The sequence below is a fragment of the Solimonas variicoloris DSM 15731 genome (assembly GCF_000382285.1).
GTDB lineage: Bacteria > Pseudomonadota > Gammaproteobacteria > Nevskiales > Nevskiaceae > Solimonas > Solimonas variicoloris.
Map to the genome: position 1 here is coordinate 93646 of NZ_KB907929.1, position 14604 is coordinate 108249.

The window sequence follows — 14604 nt, forward strand, 5'->3', positions numbered from 1 at the left end:
ATGCCCGGCTTCTTTCGTTTCAGCTCACTTCACGGTTTCAGCACGCGGCGCACGGCGATCAGGCGCCGCTGCCAGGCCGCGTCGAGCGGCGCGACCACCACCTCGCCGGCGCTCGGCGAGGCGTGGACGATGTGCGTGCGGTCGAGCGCCAGCGCGACGTGCAGCTGGTGCGGCTGCCAGCGGTAGATCAGCAGATCGCCGGCCCGCGCCCGCGTGCGCGCCACCGGCACGCCGGTGTGCAGAAGCTCGCGCGCGGTGCGCGGCAAGGCGACGCCGGCGCTGGCGAAGATGCGCTGCATCAGGCCCGAGCAGTCGACCGCTTCATCGTCGTTGCGGCCGAAGCCGTACGCGGTGCCGAGCATCGCCAGCGCCTGGTCGTGGATCTGCGGCCACGCCGCAGCCTTCGCCGCTTTGGCATGCGCGCCGTGCGCCAGCGCCGCGAGCCCGAGCAGCAGCGCGATGACGTCGCCGGCGCCGCGGCGCAGACCGCGCCGGGCAGGCCCCGTGGCGGCGGCGCGGCGCCGCGCACGCATGCCGTCGCGCGCCCTCACAGCGACATCCGCACGCCGAGGTAGACCGAGCGGCCCGGCGCCGGCACCTGGTCCTTGATGAACGAGGTCGAGCGGCGGATCTCCTCGTCGAGCAGGTTGCTGCCGCGCAGATAGACGGCCGCCGCATGCTCGCCGTCGGCGGCGACGAAGAACTTGTAGCTGAGGTCAGCGTTCAGCAGGTTGTAGCCGGCGGTCGGCGTCTCCAGCGACGCGACGTCGTTCTGCCGGTCGACGCGCGTGTAGCTGAGGCCGCCGTCGATGCGCTGCCAGCTGCCGTCGAGGCCGAGGCCGTAGCGCATCGGCGGGATGCGCGGCAGGTTGTCGCCGCCGCTGAGCTTGGCGCGCACGGAGTCGCCGAACACGCGCGCGTTGAGCTTGAACGGACCTTCGACCAGCAGCGCGTAGCGGGCCTCGGCCTCGAAGCCGTAGAGCCTGGCGTTGGCCTGCTGGTAGTCGACGAGCAGGATCTCGCCGGCCGGATCGAACGTGCCGTCGCCGTCGACGCGGTCGGCGATGCCATCGCTCGACGGCGTGCCGCTGCCGTCGGCGTTGAGGCCCTGGTCGACCTCGGCGAGGTAGAGATAGTCGCTGATGCGGTTGTAGTAGACGCTGGCGTCAACGCTGAAGCGGCCCTGATGATGATCGAAGCCGAGCTCGAAGTTGTTCGAGGTTTCCTTCCGGGCGTCGAGATTGCCGCGCTCGAAGGTCGAGGTCGCGCCGTGCGGGCCGAACGCGTACAGCTCCTCCGGAACCGGCGAGCGCTCGCCGTGCGTGGCATACAGCTTCAGGTGCGAGTGCTCGCCGAGATTGAAGCTGGAGCCGAGCGAGGCGGAGAACGGCGTGTAGTCGCGTTGCGGATGGCCGTCCGGCGTGTTGGTGTTGCGTTCGACGCGCGCGCCGAACTCCAGCTTGCCGAGGCGGTACGGGCGTTCCTCGAGGAAGAACACGCCGTACTGGCGGCTCAGCACCGACGGCACGTAGGCTTCCTCGCCCTGCGCGCTGAAGTCGCGCCAATTCATCTGCACGCCGAACACGCCGCGGAAGCCGAGCACCGGCACGTGCACCGCCTCGACGCGGCCCTGGAACTGCTGGTTGTGGAAGATCGTGCCCGGCTCGCGCTTGGCTTCGAACTCGGTGTGATCGTAGTTGGAACTGCCGCCGCGGAACTTCAGCGACTCCAGGCCGTCGATCGGCCGCGCCAGGATCGCCTGCGCGTCGAAGCGCGTCTGGTGCATCTGGATGAACGCGGTGTCCTCGACCGGCAGGCCGTAGTTCGTCACGTAGCGGCTGCCGGCGACGCCGAACACGTCGCCGCTGCCGTCGATGTACGAGTACGAGGCCGCGCCGGACTGCGCGCGCACCTGGCTGTTGTTCATCGTCTCGTGGTTGCCGCTGCCGTCGACGTTGGACCAGCCGGGAATGCGGTAGTCCTCGGCCTCGCGAAAGCCGTAGTCGGCGTGCAGCATGTGCGCGCCGCGGCCGTAGTTCAGCTCGCCGCTGAACGAGCCTTCGTCGCCGTTCGTGCCGTAGTAAGTGTCGACGGCGCCGTGCAGGCCTTCCTCGACGGCGGTCGGCAGGCGGCCGTTGTCGACGTTGACGACGCCGCCCGAGGCGCTGTTGCCGTACAGCAGCGAGGCCGGGCCCTTGAGGATCTCGATCTGTCGGGCCTGCGCCGGCGCGATCGTCACGGCGTGGTCCGGCGACAGGTCGGAGACGTCCATCGCGCTCAGGCCGTTCTCCAGCATTTCGACGCGCGGGCCGGCGAGGCCGCGGATCACCGGCCGGCCGGCGCCGCCGCCGAAGTCGGTGGTCGAGACGCCCGGCTGGCTTTCGAGCGTCTCGCCGAGCGTGCCGCGCCGCACGCGGTCGAGGTCCTCGCCGCTGAGCACCTCGACCGGCTGGACCAGATCGTCCGAGGTGCGGCCGAGCGGGTTGGCGGTGACGACGATCTCGGCGATCGGCGGATTGTGCGGGTCGTTGTCGCCGGGCGCGGCGGCCTCGGCGCGGGCCAGCGAGGGGAAGGCGAGGCTGGCGGCGAGCAGCGGGCTCAGCGCGCAGACGGAACACAGGCCGGCGCGAGTGACGGCGGTCAGCGAAAAGACAGGAGGCAGCGCGCGCGCAGCGTGCGCACGCAGGAAAGCAGCGGTCATCGGACGAAATCCTTTAAAACGGCGAAAGAGGCGCGCAGGCGCGCGCCGTGGCGATCAGGCAGCAGAGGTGATCGCGAACGCCGGAGGACCGCGGATGTCGTAGGCCGCGAGCGGCGCGGCAAGTGTGCTGCGCGTGGCGGCGCCGGCCGGCGCTTCGCCGTGCGCGAGTGCCGTCGGCAGCGGCAGCGCCGGCGACAGCGCCGCGCCGTCCAGGCCCTGCGCGTGCGCGCAGATCTGGCACAGCGCATCGGCCTGCAGCGCCGGATGCTCGAAGGTATGCGCGAGCGCCAGCCACTGACCCAGCACGAGGGCCAGGGCGAGCAGCAGGGTTTTCGGCGAGCGCAGACGCATCGGCGGCGATTCTAGCGCAGGAAGCGCCGCGACAACGGCGCGAACGCGCTTACGGTTCGCGCATCTCGCCGGCGGCGGCCTGCGGCAGCGTCGCGCGCGTCGGCGCGTGCGCCGGCAGCCAGCCGGCGAAGGCCGGCAGGCGCCGCGTCGCATGGTAGGCGAGGTAGCTGAGCAGCTGGCGGACCAGCGTGCGGCGGCGCGCCGTCGCCGGATCGATCTCGCGGCAGTGCGCCGCGAGCAGGTGTTCGAGGCTGTCGCGCAGCGCCGCGGCAGCGCCGTGGTCGCGCGCGAAGACATTGGCTTCGAGATTGAGGAAGAGGCTCAGCGGGTCGAGGTTGCTGGAGCCGACCGTCAGCCAGTCGCCGTCGATCAGCGCGACCTTGGCGTGCATCGGCCGCTCGCAGTATTCGTAGATGCGCACGCCGGCGTGCAGCAGGTAGTCATGCAGGGTGTTGGCGGCCCATTGCACGAAGCGCATGTCGGGATTGCCCTGCAGGATCACGCGCACACGCACGCCGCGTCGCGCGGCGTGGCGCAGATCGCGCAGCAGCCGGTAGCCCGGGAAGAAGTAGGCGTTGGCGATGACGATGTCGTGGCGCGCGGCGCGAATGCCGAGGCGATAGAGGCGCTCGATGTCGGCGCGATGCCGATCGTTGTCGCGGATCACCACGGCGGCGACCGCCGGCCCGTCCTGCGGCTGCTGCTGCGGCGACACCGGTGCCAGCCGCTGCCGGCGCAGCCAGCGCCAGCGTCGCGGCGGCGGCGCCAGCACCTCGAGCATCGTGCGGTGGATGTCGGCGACGACCGGGCCCTCGATCTGCAGCGCGTAATCCTGCTTCGACTGCTCGCCGAAGTCGCGCAGGTGATCGTGCGACAGGTTGATGCCGCCGCAGAAGGCGAGCCGGCGGTCGATCACCGCGAGCTTGCGGTGCAGGCGGCGGAAGATGCGCGTGCGCTGGCCGAACAGACGCTGCACCGGATCGTAGACATGGATGTGCACGCCGGCCTCGAGCAGCGGCGCCGTGAACGTGGCGTCGAGGTCGGCCGAGCCGAAGCCGTCGATCGTGATCCGCACCGCCGCGCCGCGTCGCGCGGCGGCGATCGCCGCGTCGCGGAACTGCCGGCCGACCGGGTCGTCGAACAGGATGAACGTCTCGACCAGCACTTCCTCGCGGGCGGCGGCGATCGCCGCGAACAGACGCGGATAGTAGGCCTCGCCGTTTTCGAGCAGTTCGAGGCGATTGCCGTTGCGCCAGTGCGTGATCACAGGCGCGCCTCGGCGGTCAGCGCGGCATGGTCCGAGAGTCGCGACCAGGGTGGCGCCGACAGCACCTGCGGGCGCTCGACGCAAGCGTTGCGGAAATAGATGCGGTCGAGCCTGAGCAGCGGCCAGCGCACCGGAAACGAACGCGCCGGGCGGCCGCGGCGCAGGGCGAAGGCTTCGCGCAGGCCGCAGTCCTGAAGGCGGCGGTCGGCATGCAGGCCCCAGTCGTTGAAGTCGCCGGCGACGAACAGCGGGGCGGCCGCCGGTACCTCGGCGGCGATGAGCGTACAGAGCCGCGACAGCTGGACGCGCCGGTGGCTTTCGCGCAGGCCCAGATGGACGCAGATCACGTGCACGTCGAGCGGATGGTTCGGCAGGCGCAGCACGCAGTGCAGCAGCCCGCGCTGCTCGTGGCGGCCGACCGAGACGTCATGGTTGTCGAAACGCACGATCGGAAACTTGGAGAGCACGGCGTTGCCGTGGTGACCCTCGGTATAGACCGCGTTGCGGCCGTAGGCGAAGTCGCGCCAGATGGTGTCGGCGAGAAACTCGTATTGCGGCGCCGCCGGCCAGGTCGCATGCCGCACGGCATGCGCGCTGTGCATGCCCAGCACTTCCTGCAGGAAGACGATGTCCGCCGAAACGCCACGCACCGCCTCGCGCAGCTCGTGCAGCACGAAGCGGCGATTGAACGAGCTGAAGCCCTTGTGCGTGTTGAGCGTCAGCAGCTTGAAGGCGACGCTGGTGTCGGTGGCGTGGTCCATCGCGGGCGTCCGGCGATCCGGCTTCCAAGGCTCGCCACCGCGGCTGAACCGCGGCTGACGGCCGAGGCTGCGTCCGACGCCGCTCGCGCCGCGCATGCTCAGTAGCCCGGCGGACGCCGTCGTTCCAGCCAGGCGATGGCGTCGTCGGCATCGCCTTCGAACCAGGCCTGCGCCGAGCCGAGGATGAAGTGATAGCCCCAGGCGTCCATGTCGGCGAAGCACTGCGCGCGCGTGTAACCGGCCAGGCGCGCGGCGAGCAGGCATTCGAGATAGCAGACCGCGTGCTCCTCGACGTCCTCGCCGCCGGCGTTGGTGTGCATCGTCGCGCGTCGCGCCTCGTCGGCGCACAGCCAGTGGCAGGCCTCGTGCAGCGCCGAGTGCACGGGCGTGTCGCTGCGCACGTAGAGCGTCGCCCCGATCAGGCCGGCCTCGGTCTCGCCCCAGTAGCTGCCGGGGATCTCGACGCCGTCGTCGACGACCGCGACGCGCATGCCGAGCGGTTCGAGCAGCGCGCGCAGCGCCGCGTCGCCGATTTCGCGGCAGCGGGTCACGGTCGGTTCGGCTTCGGCGGGCATCGTGATTCGTCTCGGCGGCGCCGGCAGCTACCGGCGCGGCAGGCCGCGATTGTCCGCGCTGCGCGCGGCCGGCGTCCAGGTCGCGGCCGTCATGGCGACGGTTCGCGCCGGTCGCGATCGCGCAGCCGGTAGGTCGACGGGCTGCAGCCGGCGCGCTGGCGGAAGGCGCGCGTGAAGTTGGCGATGTCGCTGAAGCCCAGCGAGTAGGCGACTTCGGTGACGCTCAGGGTGCCGGCGGCGAGACGCTCGCAGGCGAGCTCGTGCTGGATGCGGCCGGCGATCTCGCGAAAGCTGCTGCCTTCGCGCTGCAGATAGCGGTTGAGCGTGCGCATCGACAGATTCAGCGTGCGCGCCATTTCCTGCAGCGAGGGGCCGCCGTCGCCGACTTCGCGCAGCGTCATCGCCACCCAGTCGGAGAAGCGGCGCTCGCGCGCCGCGTGCTGCACCAGCGCGTTGCAGCGCTCCTCGGCGACCTTGAGCGAGTTGGCGTCGGCCATGTGCATCGGGAAGCGCTCGAAGTCCTGCGCGTAGCTGACGCGGACGCCCGGCTGGCGCTGGACGCCGAAGCGGTACTGCAGATGTTCGAGCTCGGCGTAGCGCTTCACGTGTGGCGGCTCGGGGATCGAGAAGTACAGCTTCGCCGGCAGCGACGGATCGCCGGTCATGTCCTTCATGTCGCGCAGCGCCGCCATCGCGATCGCTTCGAGGTGAAAGGCCAGGCACATGTGCGACATGCCGACGACGGGCTCGAACAACAGCTCGGTGCTGCCGCCGTCGAGCCGCAGCCGCATGCGGAACGTCGGCATGACGAGGCGGAAGTAGCGCGTGATGAACTGCAGCGCGCCCAGCACGGTCGGGCTGCTGAGCATGCCGAAGCCGACGATGCTGTGCGTGCTCAGCGTCAGCAGCCGTCCCATCTCGAAGCCGAGATCGGTGCGCGGGCTGCGCAGGTGGAGCTGCTGCACGAGCCGTTCGACGCGCGAGAAGCGGATCGTGGCGTCGGCCGCCTTCAGTGCCGACAGCGGCGTCCCGGGCTGGATCAGCAGGTCGGCGATGTCGACGTGGTCGCGCGCCAGCACTTCGGCGAGCCGCAGGTAATACCGCGCCGGCACGAGGTAGTCGATCTTCGCCATGGCTGTCGGGTTTTTGCGTGTTGTCGCATTATGACAAACAAGTGGCGTGAAATGATAAGACCGCGATCGCTGCGCAAGGCAGCATCAAGCCCGTTAGCCGATCGCTCGATCGATCGGCGCCGCCGGTGACCCGAAGAACCGGCGCAAGACAACGACAACGCGCGTCTCAGCGCGGCGGTGATTGGAGAGGAGCAGCAGGGTGCATGATTCGAGAAGCGCGTTCGCGCAGGCTTTCGTGCGCGTCACGGAGCCGCTGATATTCAGCCGCCGTTACCTGACGCTGAGCGTGCTCGGCCTGATCACGCTGCTGCTCGCCTGGCAGGCGGCGCATCTGCGGCTCGACACCGGCTTCGAAAAAAAGCACCCGCTCGGCCATCCCTATATCCAGGTCTACAAGCAGTACGAAAAGGAATTCGGCGGCGCCAACGTGACGCTGGTCGCCGTGCGCCAGAAGTCCGGCGACATCTACAACGCCGCGTTCATGCGCACGTTGCGCGCCGCGACCGACGCCGTCTATTTCACGCCGGGCATGGACCGCGCGCGCGTCAGCTCGCTGTTCACGCCGGACGTGCGCTATCTGGAAGTCGTCGAAGGCGGCTTCGCCGGCGGCAACGTCGTGCCGGCCGATTTCCAGCCGACGCCGGAGATGCTGGCGCGCGTGCGCGCCAACGTCGAGAAGGCCGGCATCATCGGCCGCCTGGTCGCCAACGACCAGAGCGCGGCGATGATCTTCTCGGAGTTGCTCGAACGCGATCCGGTGAGCGGCGCCAAGCTCGATTACCTGAAGACCGCGCAGCTGCTGGAGACCATCCGCGAGCGCTTCACGCAGCCGCGCCTCTACCGCTACCGGCTCAAGCACGAACTCGGCGCGCTGAAGGCCGGCACCGTGGTCGGCAGCGCCTATCACGCGCCGCGCGCCTGGTCGTTTCCGCTGCAGCGCATCGACACCGATCCGGCGCTCGCCGCCGACGGCGCCGCGCCGCCGGTCGTGCGCGGCTACCAGGTCGAGATCGAGGCCGTCGACAACCCGGACTACAACCCGGACGTCGACATTCACATCATCGGCTTCAGCAAGGCGGTCGGCGACATCGCCGACAGCGCGATCGAAGTGTTCAGCTTCTTCGGCCTGACCGTGTTCCTGGTCTGGCTGCTGCTGTGGCGCTACTGCGGTTCGCCGAAGGTCGCGCTGCTGCCGCTGGCCTGCGGCATTCTCGCGGTGATCTGGGAGCTCGGCCTGCTGCATCTGGTCGGCCTCGCGCTCGATCCGTTCGCGGTGCTGATGCCGTTCATCGTGCTGGCGATCAGCACCTCGCACGGCATCCAGATCACCAGCTTCTGGCTCAACGAGATCGCCGACAACGGCCTGTCCTCGTTCGACGCCGCGCAGGCCACCTATCGGCGCCTCGTCATTCCGGGCCTGTCGGCGCTGGCGACCAACTTCGTCGGCTTCGGCACCATCCTGCTGATCCCGATCGACATCATCCGCGAGATGGCGATCAACGCCATGCTCGGCCTGCTGGCGATCGTGCTGTGCAAGAAGATGCTGCTGCCGTGCCTGCTGAGCTTCGCCTCGCTGAAGGACCCGGTCGCCTTCCGCGCCCACCAGCAGCGCCGCGACCGCCACCTCGCGCCGGTCTGGCACGCGCTGTCCGGCATCACGCGCAAGCCGGTCGCCGCGGTGGTGCTGCTGTCGGCCGCGCTGCTGTGGGGCTGGGGCGCGTGGGTCTCGCAGGACCTGAAGATCGGCGAGCTGCATGACGGCGTGCCGGAGCTGCGCCCCGACTCGCGCTACAACCGCGACTCGGCGCAGATCGTCCACGACTTCTCGATCGGCGTCGACGTGCTGAAGATCGTCGCCGAGGGCAAGGCCGACGGCTGTATCGACCACTCGATCGTCTCGCTCGTCGACCGTTTCGCGTGGCGCATGGAGAACACCGCCGGCGTGCAGTCGACGCTGTCACTGCCGAAACTGCAGCAGAAGGTCTACAACAGCTACAACGAGAGCAATCCGAAGTTCGACACGCTGCCGCGCGAGAGCGGCGCGCTGGTCATCACCGTGCAGCCGTTTCCGAGCTCGACCGGCCTGCTCAACGAGGACTGCAGCGCGCTGCCGGTGCTGGTCTTCACCAAGGACCACAAGGCCGAGACGATCGACGCGATCGTCGCCGAAGTGCAGCGCTTCATCGCCGAGCAGCCCAAAGACGCGCCGGTGAAGCTGCGCCTGGCGACCGGCAACGTCGGCGTCATGGCCGCCGCCAACGACGTCATCAAGGACACCGAGTACCGCGTGCTGCTGTGGCTGTTCGTCGGCATCGGCGTCTGCGTGCTGGCCTCGTTCCGCAGCTTCGCCGGCCTGGTCTGCGTGCTGGTGCCGCTGGCGCTCGTGCACATCGTCTCGTACGCGGTGATGGTCTACCTGCAGATCGGCGTGAAGATCTCCAACCTCGCGGTCGCCGCGTTCGCCGCCGGCATCGGCGTCGACTACGGCATCTACATCTACAGCGTGCTCGAGGAGAACGTGCTCAACAAGGGCATGACGCTGCGGCGCGCCTACGAGAACACCCTGCACCAGACCGGCAAGGCGGTGGTGTTCACGGCGCTGACGCTGGCGGCGACGGTCTGCACCTGGATGTTCTCGGACCTGCAGTTCCAGGTCGACATGGGCATCCTGCTGACGATGATGTTCGTCGCCAACGCGGTGGCCGCCGTGGTCCTGCTGCCGGCCTTCGCCGCCTTCCTGCTCAAGCCCAAACCCGCCGCGGTCGCCGAGACCGCTGCGGTCGCCGCCGCGCCCGTCGCCGGCCCGACGATTTGACCGGCATCGCGCAAGCGAGCCCATGACATGGAGAGAGAAATGAGGAAAAAACTGATGGCGGCGATGGTGGCGATGGTGTTCGCGCCACTGCCGCTGTGGGCGAAGGTGTCCGCCGACGAGGCCGCGCGCCTCGGCAAGGATCTGACGCCGGTCGGCGCCGAGCGCGCCGGCAACAAGGACGGCACGATTCCCGAGTGGACGCCGGCCAAGCAGTCCGGCGCCCTCAAGGGCGAGTATCCGAGCGACGCGCAGCTCGAAGCCGAGCAGCCGCTGTTCACGATCGACGCCAAGAACATGGCGCAGTACGAAGGCAAGCTCACCGAAGGCCACAAGGAGCTGCTCAAGCGCTTTCCGGCCACCTACAAGATGAACGTCTACAAGACGCATCGCAAGGTGAACTTTCCGGACAAGATCCTCGCCGAGACGCAGAAGAACGCGACGCGCGCGGTGCTCGAAGGCGTCGACAACGTCAGCGGCGCCTACGTCGGCTTTCCGTTCCCGATCCCGAAGTCCGGCGCCGAGCCGATCTGGAACCATCGCGTGAAGTGGCGCGGCGACGCCGTGCGCCGCTACAACAACCAGATGATCGTGCAGCAGAGCGGCACGTTCACGCTGACCAAGATCGTCGAGGACGCCAAGTTCTACTACGCGAACCTGTCCGATCCGAACCCGCCCGAACTCAAGCCGGGCGTCGACTTCCTGCGCTACCTCTCGGAGACGATCTCGCCGCCGCGCATCGCCGGCACCTTCATCCTGGTGCACGAGAAGGCCGGCTTCGGCACCGAAGGCCGCGCCGCGTGGCTGTACGCGCCGATCCTCAAGCGCATCCGCCGCGCGCCGGCGGTCTGTTGCGACAACCCCTACGAGGGCACCGACGGCCATCAGTTCTACGACCAGGTCGACATGTACAACGGCGTGCTCGAGCGCTTCACCTGGAAGCTGCTCGGCAAGCGCGAGGTCTACATTCCGTATGACGCGTTCCGCATCGCCGGCAGCAAGACCCGCTACGCCGACATGGCGCGTCCGAACCATCTGAACCAGGACCTGCCGCGCTACGAGCTGCACCGCGTCTGGGTGGTCGAGGCCGACAACAAGCCGGACATGCGCCACACCTTCAAGAAGCGCCGCTTCTACATCGACGAGGACAGCTGGAACATCGTGGCGATCGACAACTACGACCAGCAGGACAAGCTGATGCAGTTCCAGGAGGGCCACCTGGTGCCGTACTACAACATTCTCGGCGCGACCACGCAGCCGGAGGTGATCTATCACCTCAACTCGGGCCGCTACTTCGTCACCGCGATGATCAACGAGGACCAGCCGTACGACACCACGGTCCGCTTCAACGACAGCGCGTTCGACGCCGACACCGTGCAGAAGCGTACGTCCAAGTAGGTCGGTTCATACCGGGAGGGCCGGCGGCGCGTGCGCCGCCGGCCTGAAGGCGGGGGCCCTCGGCAGGGTGCCCCGGGCTTTGTCAGCCTTTTGCGGGGGAGAAAAACATGAAAGCCATTACGGCGACGGCTGCCGCGGCGGCCGGCTTCATCCTGCTCGGCGCGACGCCGGCGCAGGCCGTCGAATTCGACTTCAGCGTCGGCGACACCGATTTCACCGCCGTGCTCAACAACACGGTGACGATGGGCGCGTCGTGGCGCGTCGAGGACCAGGCGCGCTATCTGGTCGGCAAGTCCAGCCTCGATCCGGACGTCTGCGGCGGCTATTACCAGTCCTGCCAGGGCGTGCATCGCGATCAGGTCTATCCGGCGCAGCGCCTGTTCTCGGCGCCGGGCATGGCGTCGATGAACTTCGACGACGGCAACCTCAACTACAACAAGGGTGACGTCACGCAGGCGCCGCTCAAGCTGTCGCAGGACCTCAACATCAAGTTCGGCGATTTCGGCGTGTTCGTGCGCGGCATGGGCATCTACGACTTCGTCAACTACAACCATTTCAAGGAGCGGCACTACAACCGCATCACGGCGGACAACTACACGTCGGTCGGCAGCACCGGCGACGTCGCCGCCAACCGCTACTTCGCGCGCACCTACGGTCCGGGCGCGCGCATGCGCAGCGAGCGCTCGGAGCGCGAGGCCAAGCAGATCGGCCTGCGCTACGACCTGCTCGACGCCAATTTCTACGGCACGCTGCCGTACCTCGACGGCGAGCGCGAGCTGATCTTCCGCGTCGGCCGGCAGACCGTGAACTGGGGCCAGAGCACGGTCGCCGTGATCAACAGCGTCAACCAGGCGCAGCCGGTCAACGCCAACAGCCTTTACCGTCTCGGCTTCGGTCTGCTCGAAGAGCTGTTCGTGCCGGTCGGCATGGTGCGCGCGGCGACCGACGTCGCCGACGGCGTCAGCGTCGAGGGCTACTACCAGTACGAGTGGGAGCCGATCGAGATCCCGACGCCCGGCAGCTACATGTCGTTCGTCGACCTCGGCAATGACAATCTGCGCGGTTCGATCAACGCCGCGTTCGGCGGCTCCGCGGACGATCCGGATCATCGCGGCACCCTGCTCAACAACCCCCTCGGGCTGATCACGCCGACGACGCTGACGATCGACCGCCTGCGCGACAAGAAGGCCAGCGACCAGGGGCAGTGGGGCGTCGCGCTGAAGTACTACGCCGAGTGGCTCAACGACGGTACCGAGCTGAGCCTGTACGCGATGAACTACCACTCGAAGCTGCCGTACGTCAGCTTCTACTCGACCGACGCCAGCTGCGCGCGCCGCGAGGGCAACCGCCTCGGCATCGACGCGACCAACACGCTGGAGTTCCTGCAGGCCTGTCCGAACCTGCCGGTGTCGCAGCCTTCGGCGTCGACGCAGATCCTCGGCGACCTCACGCGGCTGACGCTGGCGCGGCCGGGCATCCTGCCCGAACTCGGCCTGCTGTCGGGCGGCGGCAGCACGGTCGGCGGCCTCGTCAATCTGCTGCTGCCGCGCCCCGGCCTGCCGGAGAGCGACGCCGTGCCGCTCGACACCGCGAAGTTCCGGCTCGAATACCCCGAGAACCTGAAGATGTATGGCTTCAGCTTCACGACCACGGCCGGCGATCTGTCGTTCCAGGGCGAAGTCTCGTATCGGCCGAACGTGCCGCTGCAGGTCGCGCTGGTCGATCTCGCGTTCGCGTCGTTCGGACCGACGCTGACGCGCTGCCACGAGCAGTCGCTCGGCTGCGCCGGCGCCTCGGCCGGCGTCGGCTACGATGCCAACGGCAATTACATCGTCTACGACCAGAACAACTTCGTCGACGCCGCCGGCAACAATCCGTATCCGGACGCGGTCAACCTGATCGTCGGCGCGGCGCCCGGCTCGGCGCGCTCGTTCCCGAACTTCATCATTCCGTACCGCGGCGGCATGGTCGGCGAAAACGCGCCGAATAGCTACATCCGCGGCTGGATCCCGGGAAAGGTCGCGCAGTACAACCTCGGCGCCACGCAGGTGCTCGGCGCGTCCGACAACTGGATCGGTGCCGATCAGGTGATCCTGCTCTACGAACTGGCGGCGACGCACGTGCTGAACATGCCGAAGTTCGATCGCCTGCAGATCGAAGGGCCGATGACGGCGACCACGCACGCCAGCGCCGGCGCCGACGGTAGCGGCGCCGACGGTTCGCGACTGGCCTGCTCGACGAATCCGGCCTGCTCGTACGGACCGGACGGCCTGCGCTTCAATCCGTTCCAGGCGCGGCGCAGCGCCTTCGCCGATCCGTTCTCGTGGGGCTATCGCGTGGTCGGCCGCATCAGTTACGAATCGGTGCTGCCCGGCATCAGCGTGCAGCCGCTGTTCATCTGGCAGCAGGACATCCAGGGCAACTCACCGGGCCCCGCCGGCAACTTCGTCGAAGGCCGCAAGTCGCTGAACCTGCTGCTCGAGACGCGCTACGAGAAGTCCTACTCGTTCACGATCGCCTACAACATGTTCTTCGGCGGCGGGCACAACAATCTCTACGCCGATCGCGACAACCTCGGCTTCTTCGCCAAGTACCAGTTCTAAGGGAGAACCGCCATGCGATTCGTCTTCGGCCTGAGCGCCGCGCTGCTCGCGCTGGGCGCCACCGCGTCACCGCCGGCGCCGGTGCCGTCCGAAATGGCGCCGCGCGCCGCGCACAGCTCGCTCACCGGCATCGCCGTCGCCGGCGAGCAGCTGATCGCGGTCGGCGCGCGCGGCCACATCCTGCGTTCCGGCGATGGCGACCGCTGGGAACAGGTGGCAGCGCCGGTCGACGTGCTGCTGACCGCGGTGCGCTTCGTCGATGCGCGCAACGGCTGGGCCGTCGGCCACGACGCCACCATCCTGCACAGCGACGACGGCGGGCGCAGCTGGCGACTGCAGCACTTCGAGCCGGGCCCGAACGTGCCGCTGCTCGACGTGCTGTTCCTCGATGCGCGCCACGGCTTCGCGGTCGGCGCGTACGGCCTGATGCTGGAGACGCGCGACGGCGGCGCGAGCTGGGAGCGGCGCGAGTCGGCGCTGACCGAGGAAGGGCTGCACTTCAACGCGCTGGCGCGCCTCGGCGACGGCTCGCTGCTGCTGGCCGGCGAGGCCGGCATGCTGGCGCGTTCCGCCGACGACGGCGCCAGCTGGCAGCGTCTGCAGTCGCCGTACGAGAGTTCGCTGTTCGGCGCCTTGCCGAGCGGCGCCCGCGGCGCGGTCGTCGCCGGACTGCGCGGCAACGTGTTCCGCACCGACGACGTCGCCGCCGGCACGTGGACGCGTGTGGCGACCGATTCGCAGCAATCGGTGTTCGGCCTGTCGGCCCTGGCGGACGGCAGCGTCGCGCTGGCCGGCTTCAGCGGCTTCCTGCGCGTGCTCGGCCCGGACGGGCGCGTCGCGCCGCCACGCCCCGACGGCGTGTCGCCCGAGGCGGCGCGCGACAGCGAAAGCAGCACGTTCAGCGGCGTGGTCGCCTGGCGCGATGAGCTGATCACGGTCGGCAGCAGCGGCGTGCAGCGCTGGCGCCGCTAGGAGCCTGGGCGGTAGAAAGCCATGGCGCTAC

11 protein-coding genes are annotated in these 14604 nt (G+C 68.9%); 4 read left to right on the forward strand and 7 right to left on the reverse strand.

Features of this window, described 5'->3' with window-relative positions:
• Nucleotides 1–29: 29 nt before the first annotated feature.
• From H149_RS0108110 to H149_RS0108140, 7 genes are all read right to left on the reverse strand, one after another.
• The gene (locus H149_RS0108110; protein WP_154654698.1) at nucleotides 30–551 is read right to left on the reverse strand and encodes a C40 family peptidase; all 522 of its coding nucleotides are present in this window, start codon (nucleotides 549–551) and stop codon (nucleotides 30–32) included.
• The gene (locus tag H149_RS0108115) at nucleotides 548–2701 is read right to left on the reverse strand and encodes a TonB-dependent receptor (RefSeq protein ID WP_020649248.1); all 2154 of its coding nucleotides are present in this window, start codon (nucleotides 2699–2701) and stop codon (nucleotides 548–550) included. Before H149_RS0108115 ends, H149_RS0108110 begins: the two co-directional genes overlap by 4 nt.
• Before the next feature lie 54 nt (nucleotides 2702–2755).
• A complete protein-coding gene (locus tag H149_RS0108120; RefSeq protein ID WP_020649249.1) occupies nucleotides 2756–3052 on the reverse strand; it encodes a hypothetical protein in 297 nt (98 codons plus the stop codon).
• Nucleotides 3053–3101: 49 nt separating this feature from the next.
• Complete coding sequence (clsB, locus tag H149_RS0108125) at nucleotides 3102–4319, reverse strand: cardiolipin synthase ClsB (RefSeq protein ID WP_020649250.1); 1218 nt, start codon at nucleotides 4317–4319, stop codon at nucleotides 3102–3104.
• Complete coding sequence (locus H149_RS0108130; protein WP_039748537.1) at nucleotides 4316–5080, reverse strand: endonuclease/exonuclease/phosphatase family protein; 765 nt, start codon at nucleotides 5078–5080, stop codon at nucleotides 4316–4318. Before H149_RS0108130 ends, clsB begins: the two co-directional genes overlap by 4 nt.
• A gap of 98 nt (nucleotides 5081–5178) precedes the next feature.
• Nucleotides 5179–5655 (reverse strand): hypothetical protein, encoded by a 477-nt coding sequence (locus H149_RS0108135; protein WP_020649252.1) that lies wholly within the window; start codon nucleotides 5653–5655, stop codon nucleotides 5179–5181.
• A gap of 89 nt (nucleotides 5656–5744) precedes the next feature.
• Nucleotides 5745–6788 (reverse strand): AraC family transcriptional regulator, encoded by a 1044-nt coding sequence (locus tag H149_RS0108140; RefSeq protein WP_020649253.1) that lies wholly within the window; start codon nucleotides 6786–6788, stop codon nucleotides 5745–5747.
• A 199-nt stretch (nucleotides 6789–6987) separates the two neighbouring features.
• On the opposite strand from H149_RS0108140, the gene H149_RS20230 reads away from it, so the two are divergent.
• From H149_RS20230 to H149_RS20235, 4 genes are all read left to right on the forward strand, one after another.
• A complete protein-coding gene (locus H149_RS20230; protein WP_154654699.1) occupies nucleotides 6988–9603 on the forward strand; it encodes an efflux RND transporter permease subunit in 2616 nt (871 codons plus the stop codon).
• 39 nt (nucleotides 9604–9642) lie between these two features.
• The gene (locus tag H149_RS0108150; RefSeq protein ID WP_028009266.1) at nucleotides 9643–10998 is read left to right on the forward strand and encodes a DUF1329 domain-containing protein; all 1356 of its coding nucleotides are present in this window, start codon (nucleotides 9643–9645) and stop codon (nucleotides 10996–10998) included.
• Nucleotides 10999–11105: 107 nt separating this feature from the next.
• On the forward strand, nucleotides 11106–13601 hold the full coding sequence (locus tag H149_RS0108155; RefSeq protein ID WP_020649256.1) for a DUF1302 domain-containing protein: 2496 nt from the start codon (nucleotides 11106–11108) through the stop codon (nucleotides 13599–13601).
• A gap of 12 nt (nucleotides 13602–13613) precedes the next feature.
• Nucleotides 13614–14573: a YCF48-related protein gene (locus H149_RS20235; protein WP_020649257.1), complete on the forward strand. Its 960-nt coding sequence runs from the start codon at nucleotides 13614–13616 to the stop codon at nucleotides 14571–14573.
• The last annotated feature ends 31 nt before the right edge of the window (nucleotides 14574–14604 follow it).

Bases quoted from the DNA above. Each gene is read 5' to 3' on its own strand.
- H149_RS0108130 (WP_039748537.1), bottom strand. From the start codon at position 5,080: ATGGACCACGCCACCGACACCAGCGTCGCCTTCAAGCTGCTGACGCTC.
- H149_RS0108140 (WP_020649253.1), bottom strand. From the start codon at position 6,788: ATGGCGAAGATCGACTACCTCGTGCCGGCGCGGTATTACCTGCGGCTC.
- H149_RS0108155 (WP_020649256.1), top strand. From the start codon at position 11,106: ATGAAAGCCATTACGGCGACGGCTGCCGCGGCGGCCGGCTTCATCCTG.
- H149_RS0108115 (WP_020649248.1), bottom strand. From the start codon at position 2,701: ATGACCGCTGCTTTCCTGCGTGCGCACGCTGCGCGCGCGCTGCCTCCT.
- H149_RS0108150 (WP_028009266.1), top strand. From the start codon at position 9,643: ATGAGGAAAAAACTGATGGCGGCGATGGTGGCGATGGTGTTCGCGCCA.
- H149_RS20235 (WP_020649257.1), top strand. From the start codon at position 13,614: ATGCGATTCGTCTTCGGCCTGAGCGCCGCGCTGCTCGCGCTGGGCGCC.
- H149_RS0108120 (WP_020649249.1), bottom strand. From the start codon at position 3,052: ATGCGTCTGCGCTCGCCGAAAACCCTGCTGCTCGCCCTGGCCCTCGTG.
- H149_RS0108135 (WP_020649252.1), bottom strand. From the start codon at position 5,655: ATGCCCGCCGAAGCCGAACCGACCGTGACCCGCTGCCGCGAAATCGGC.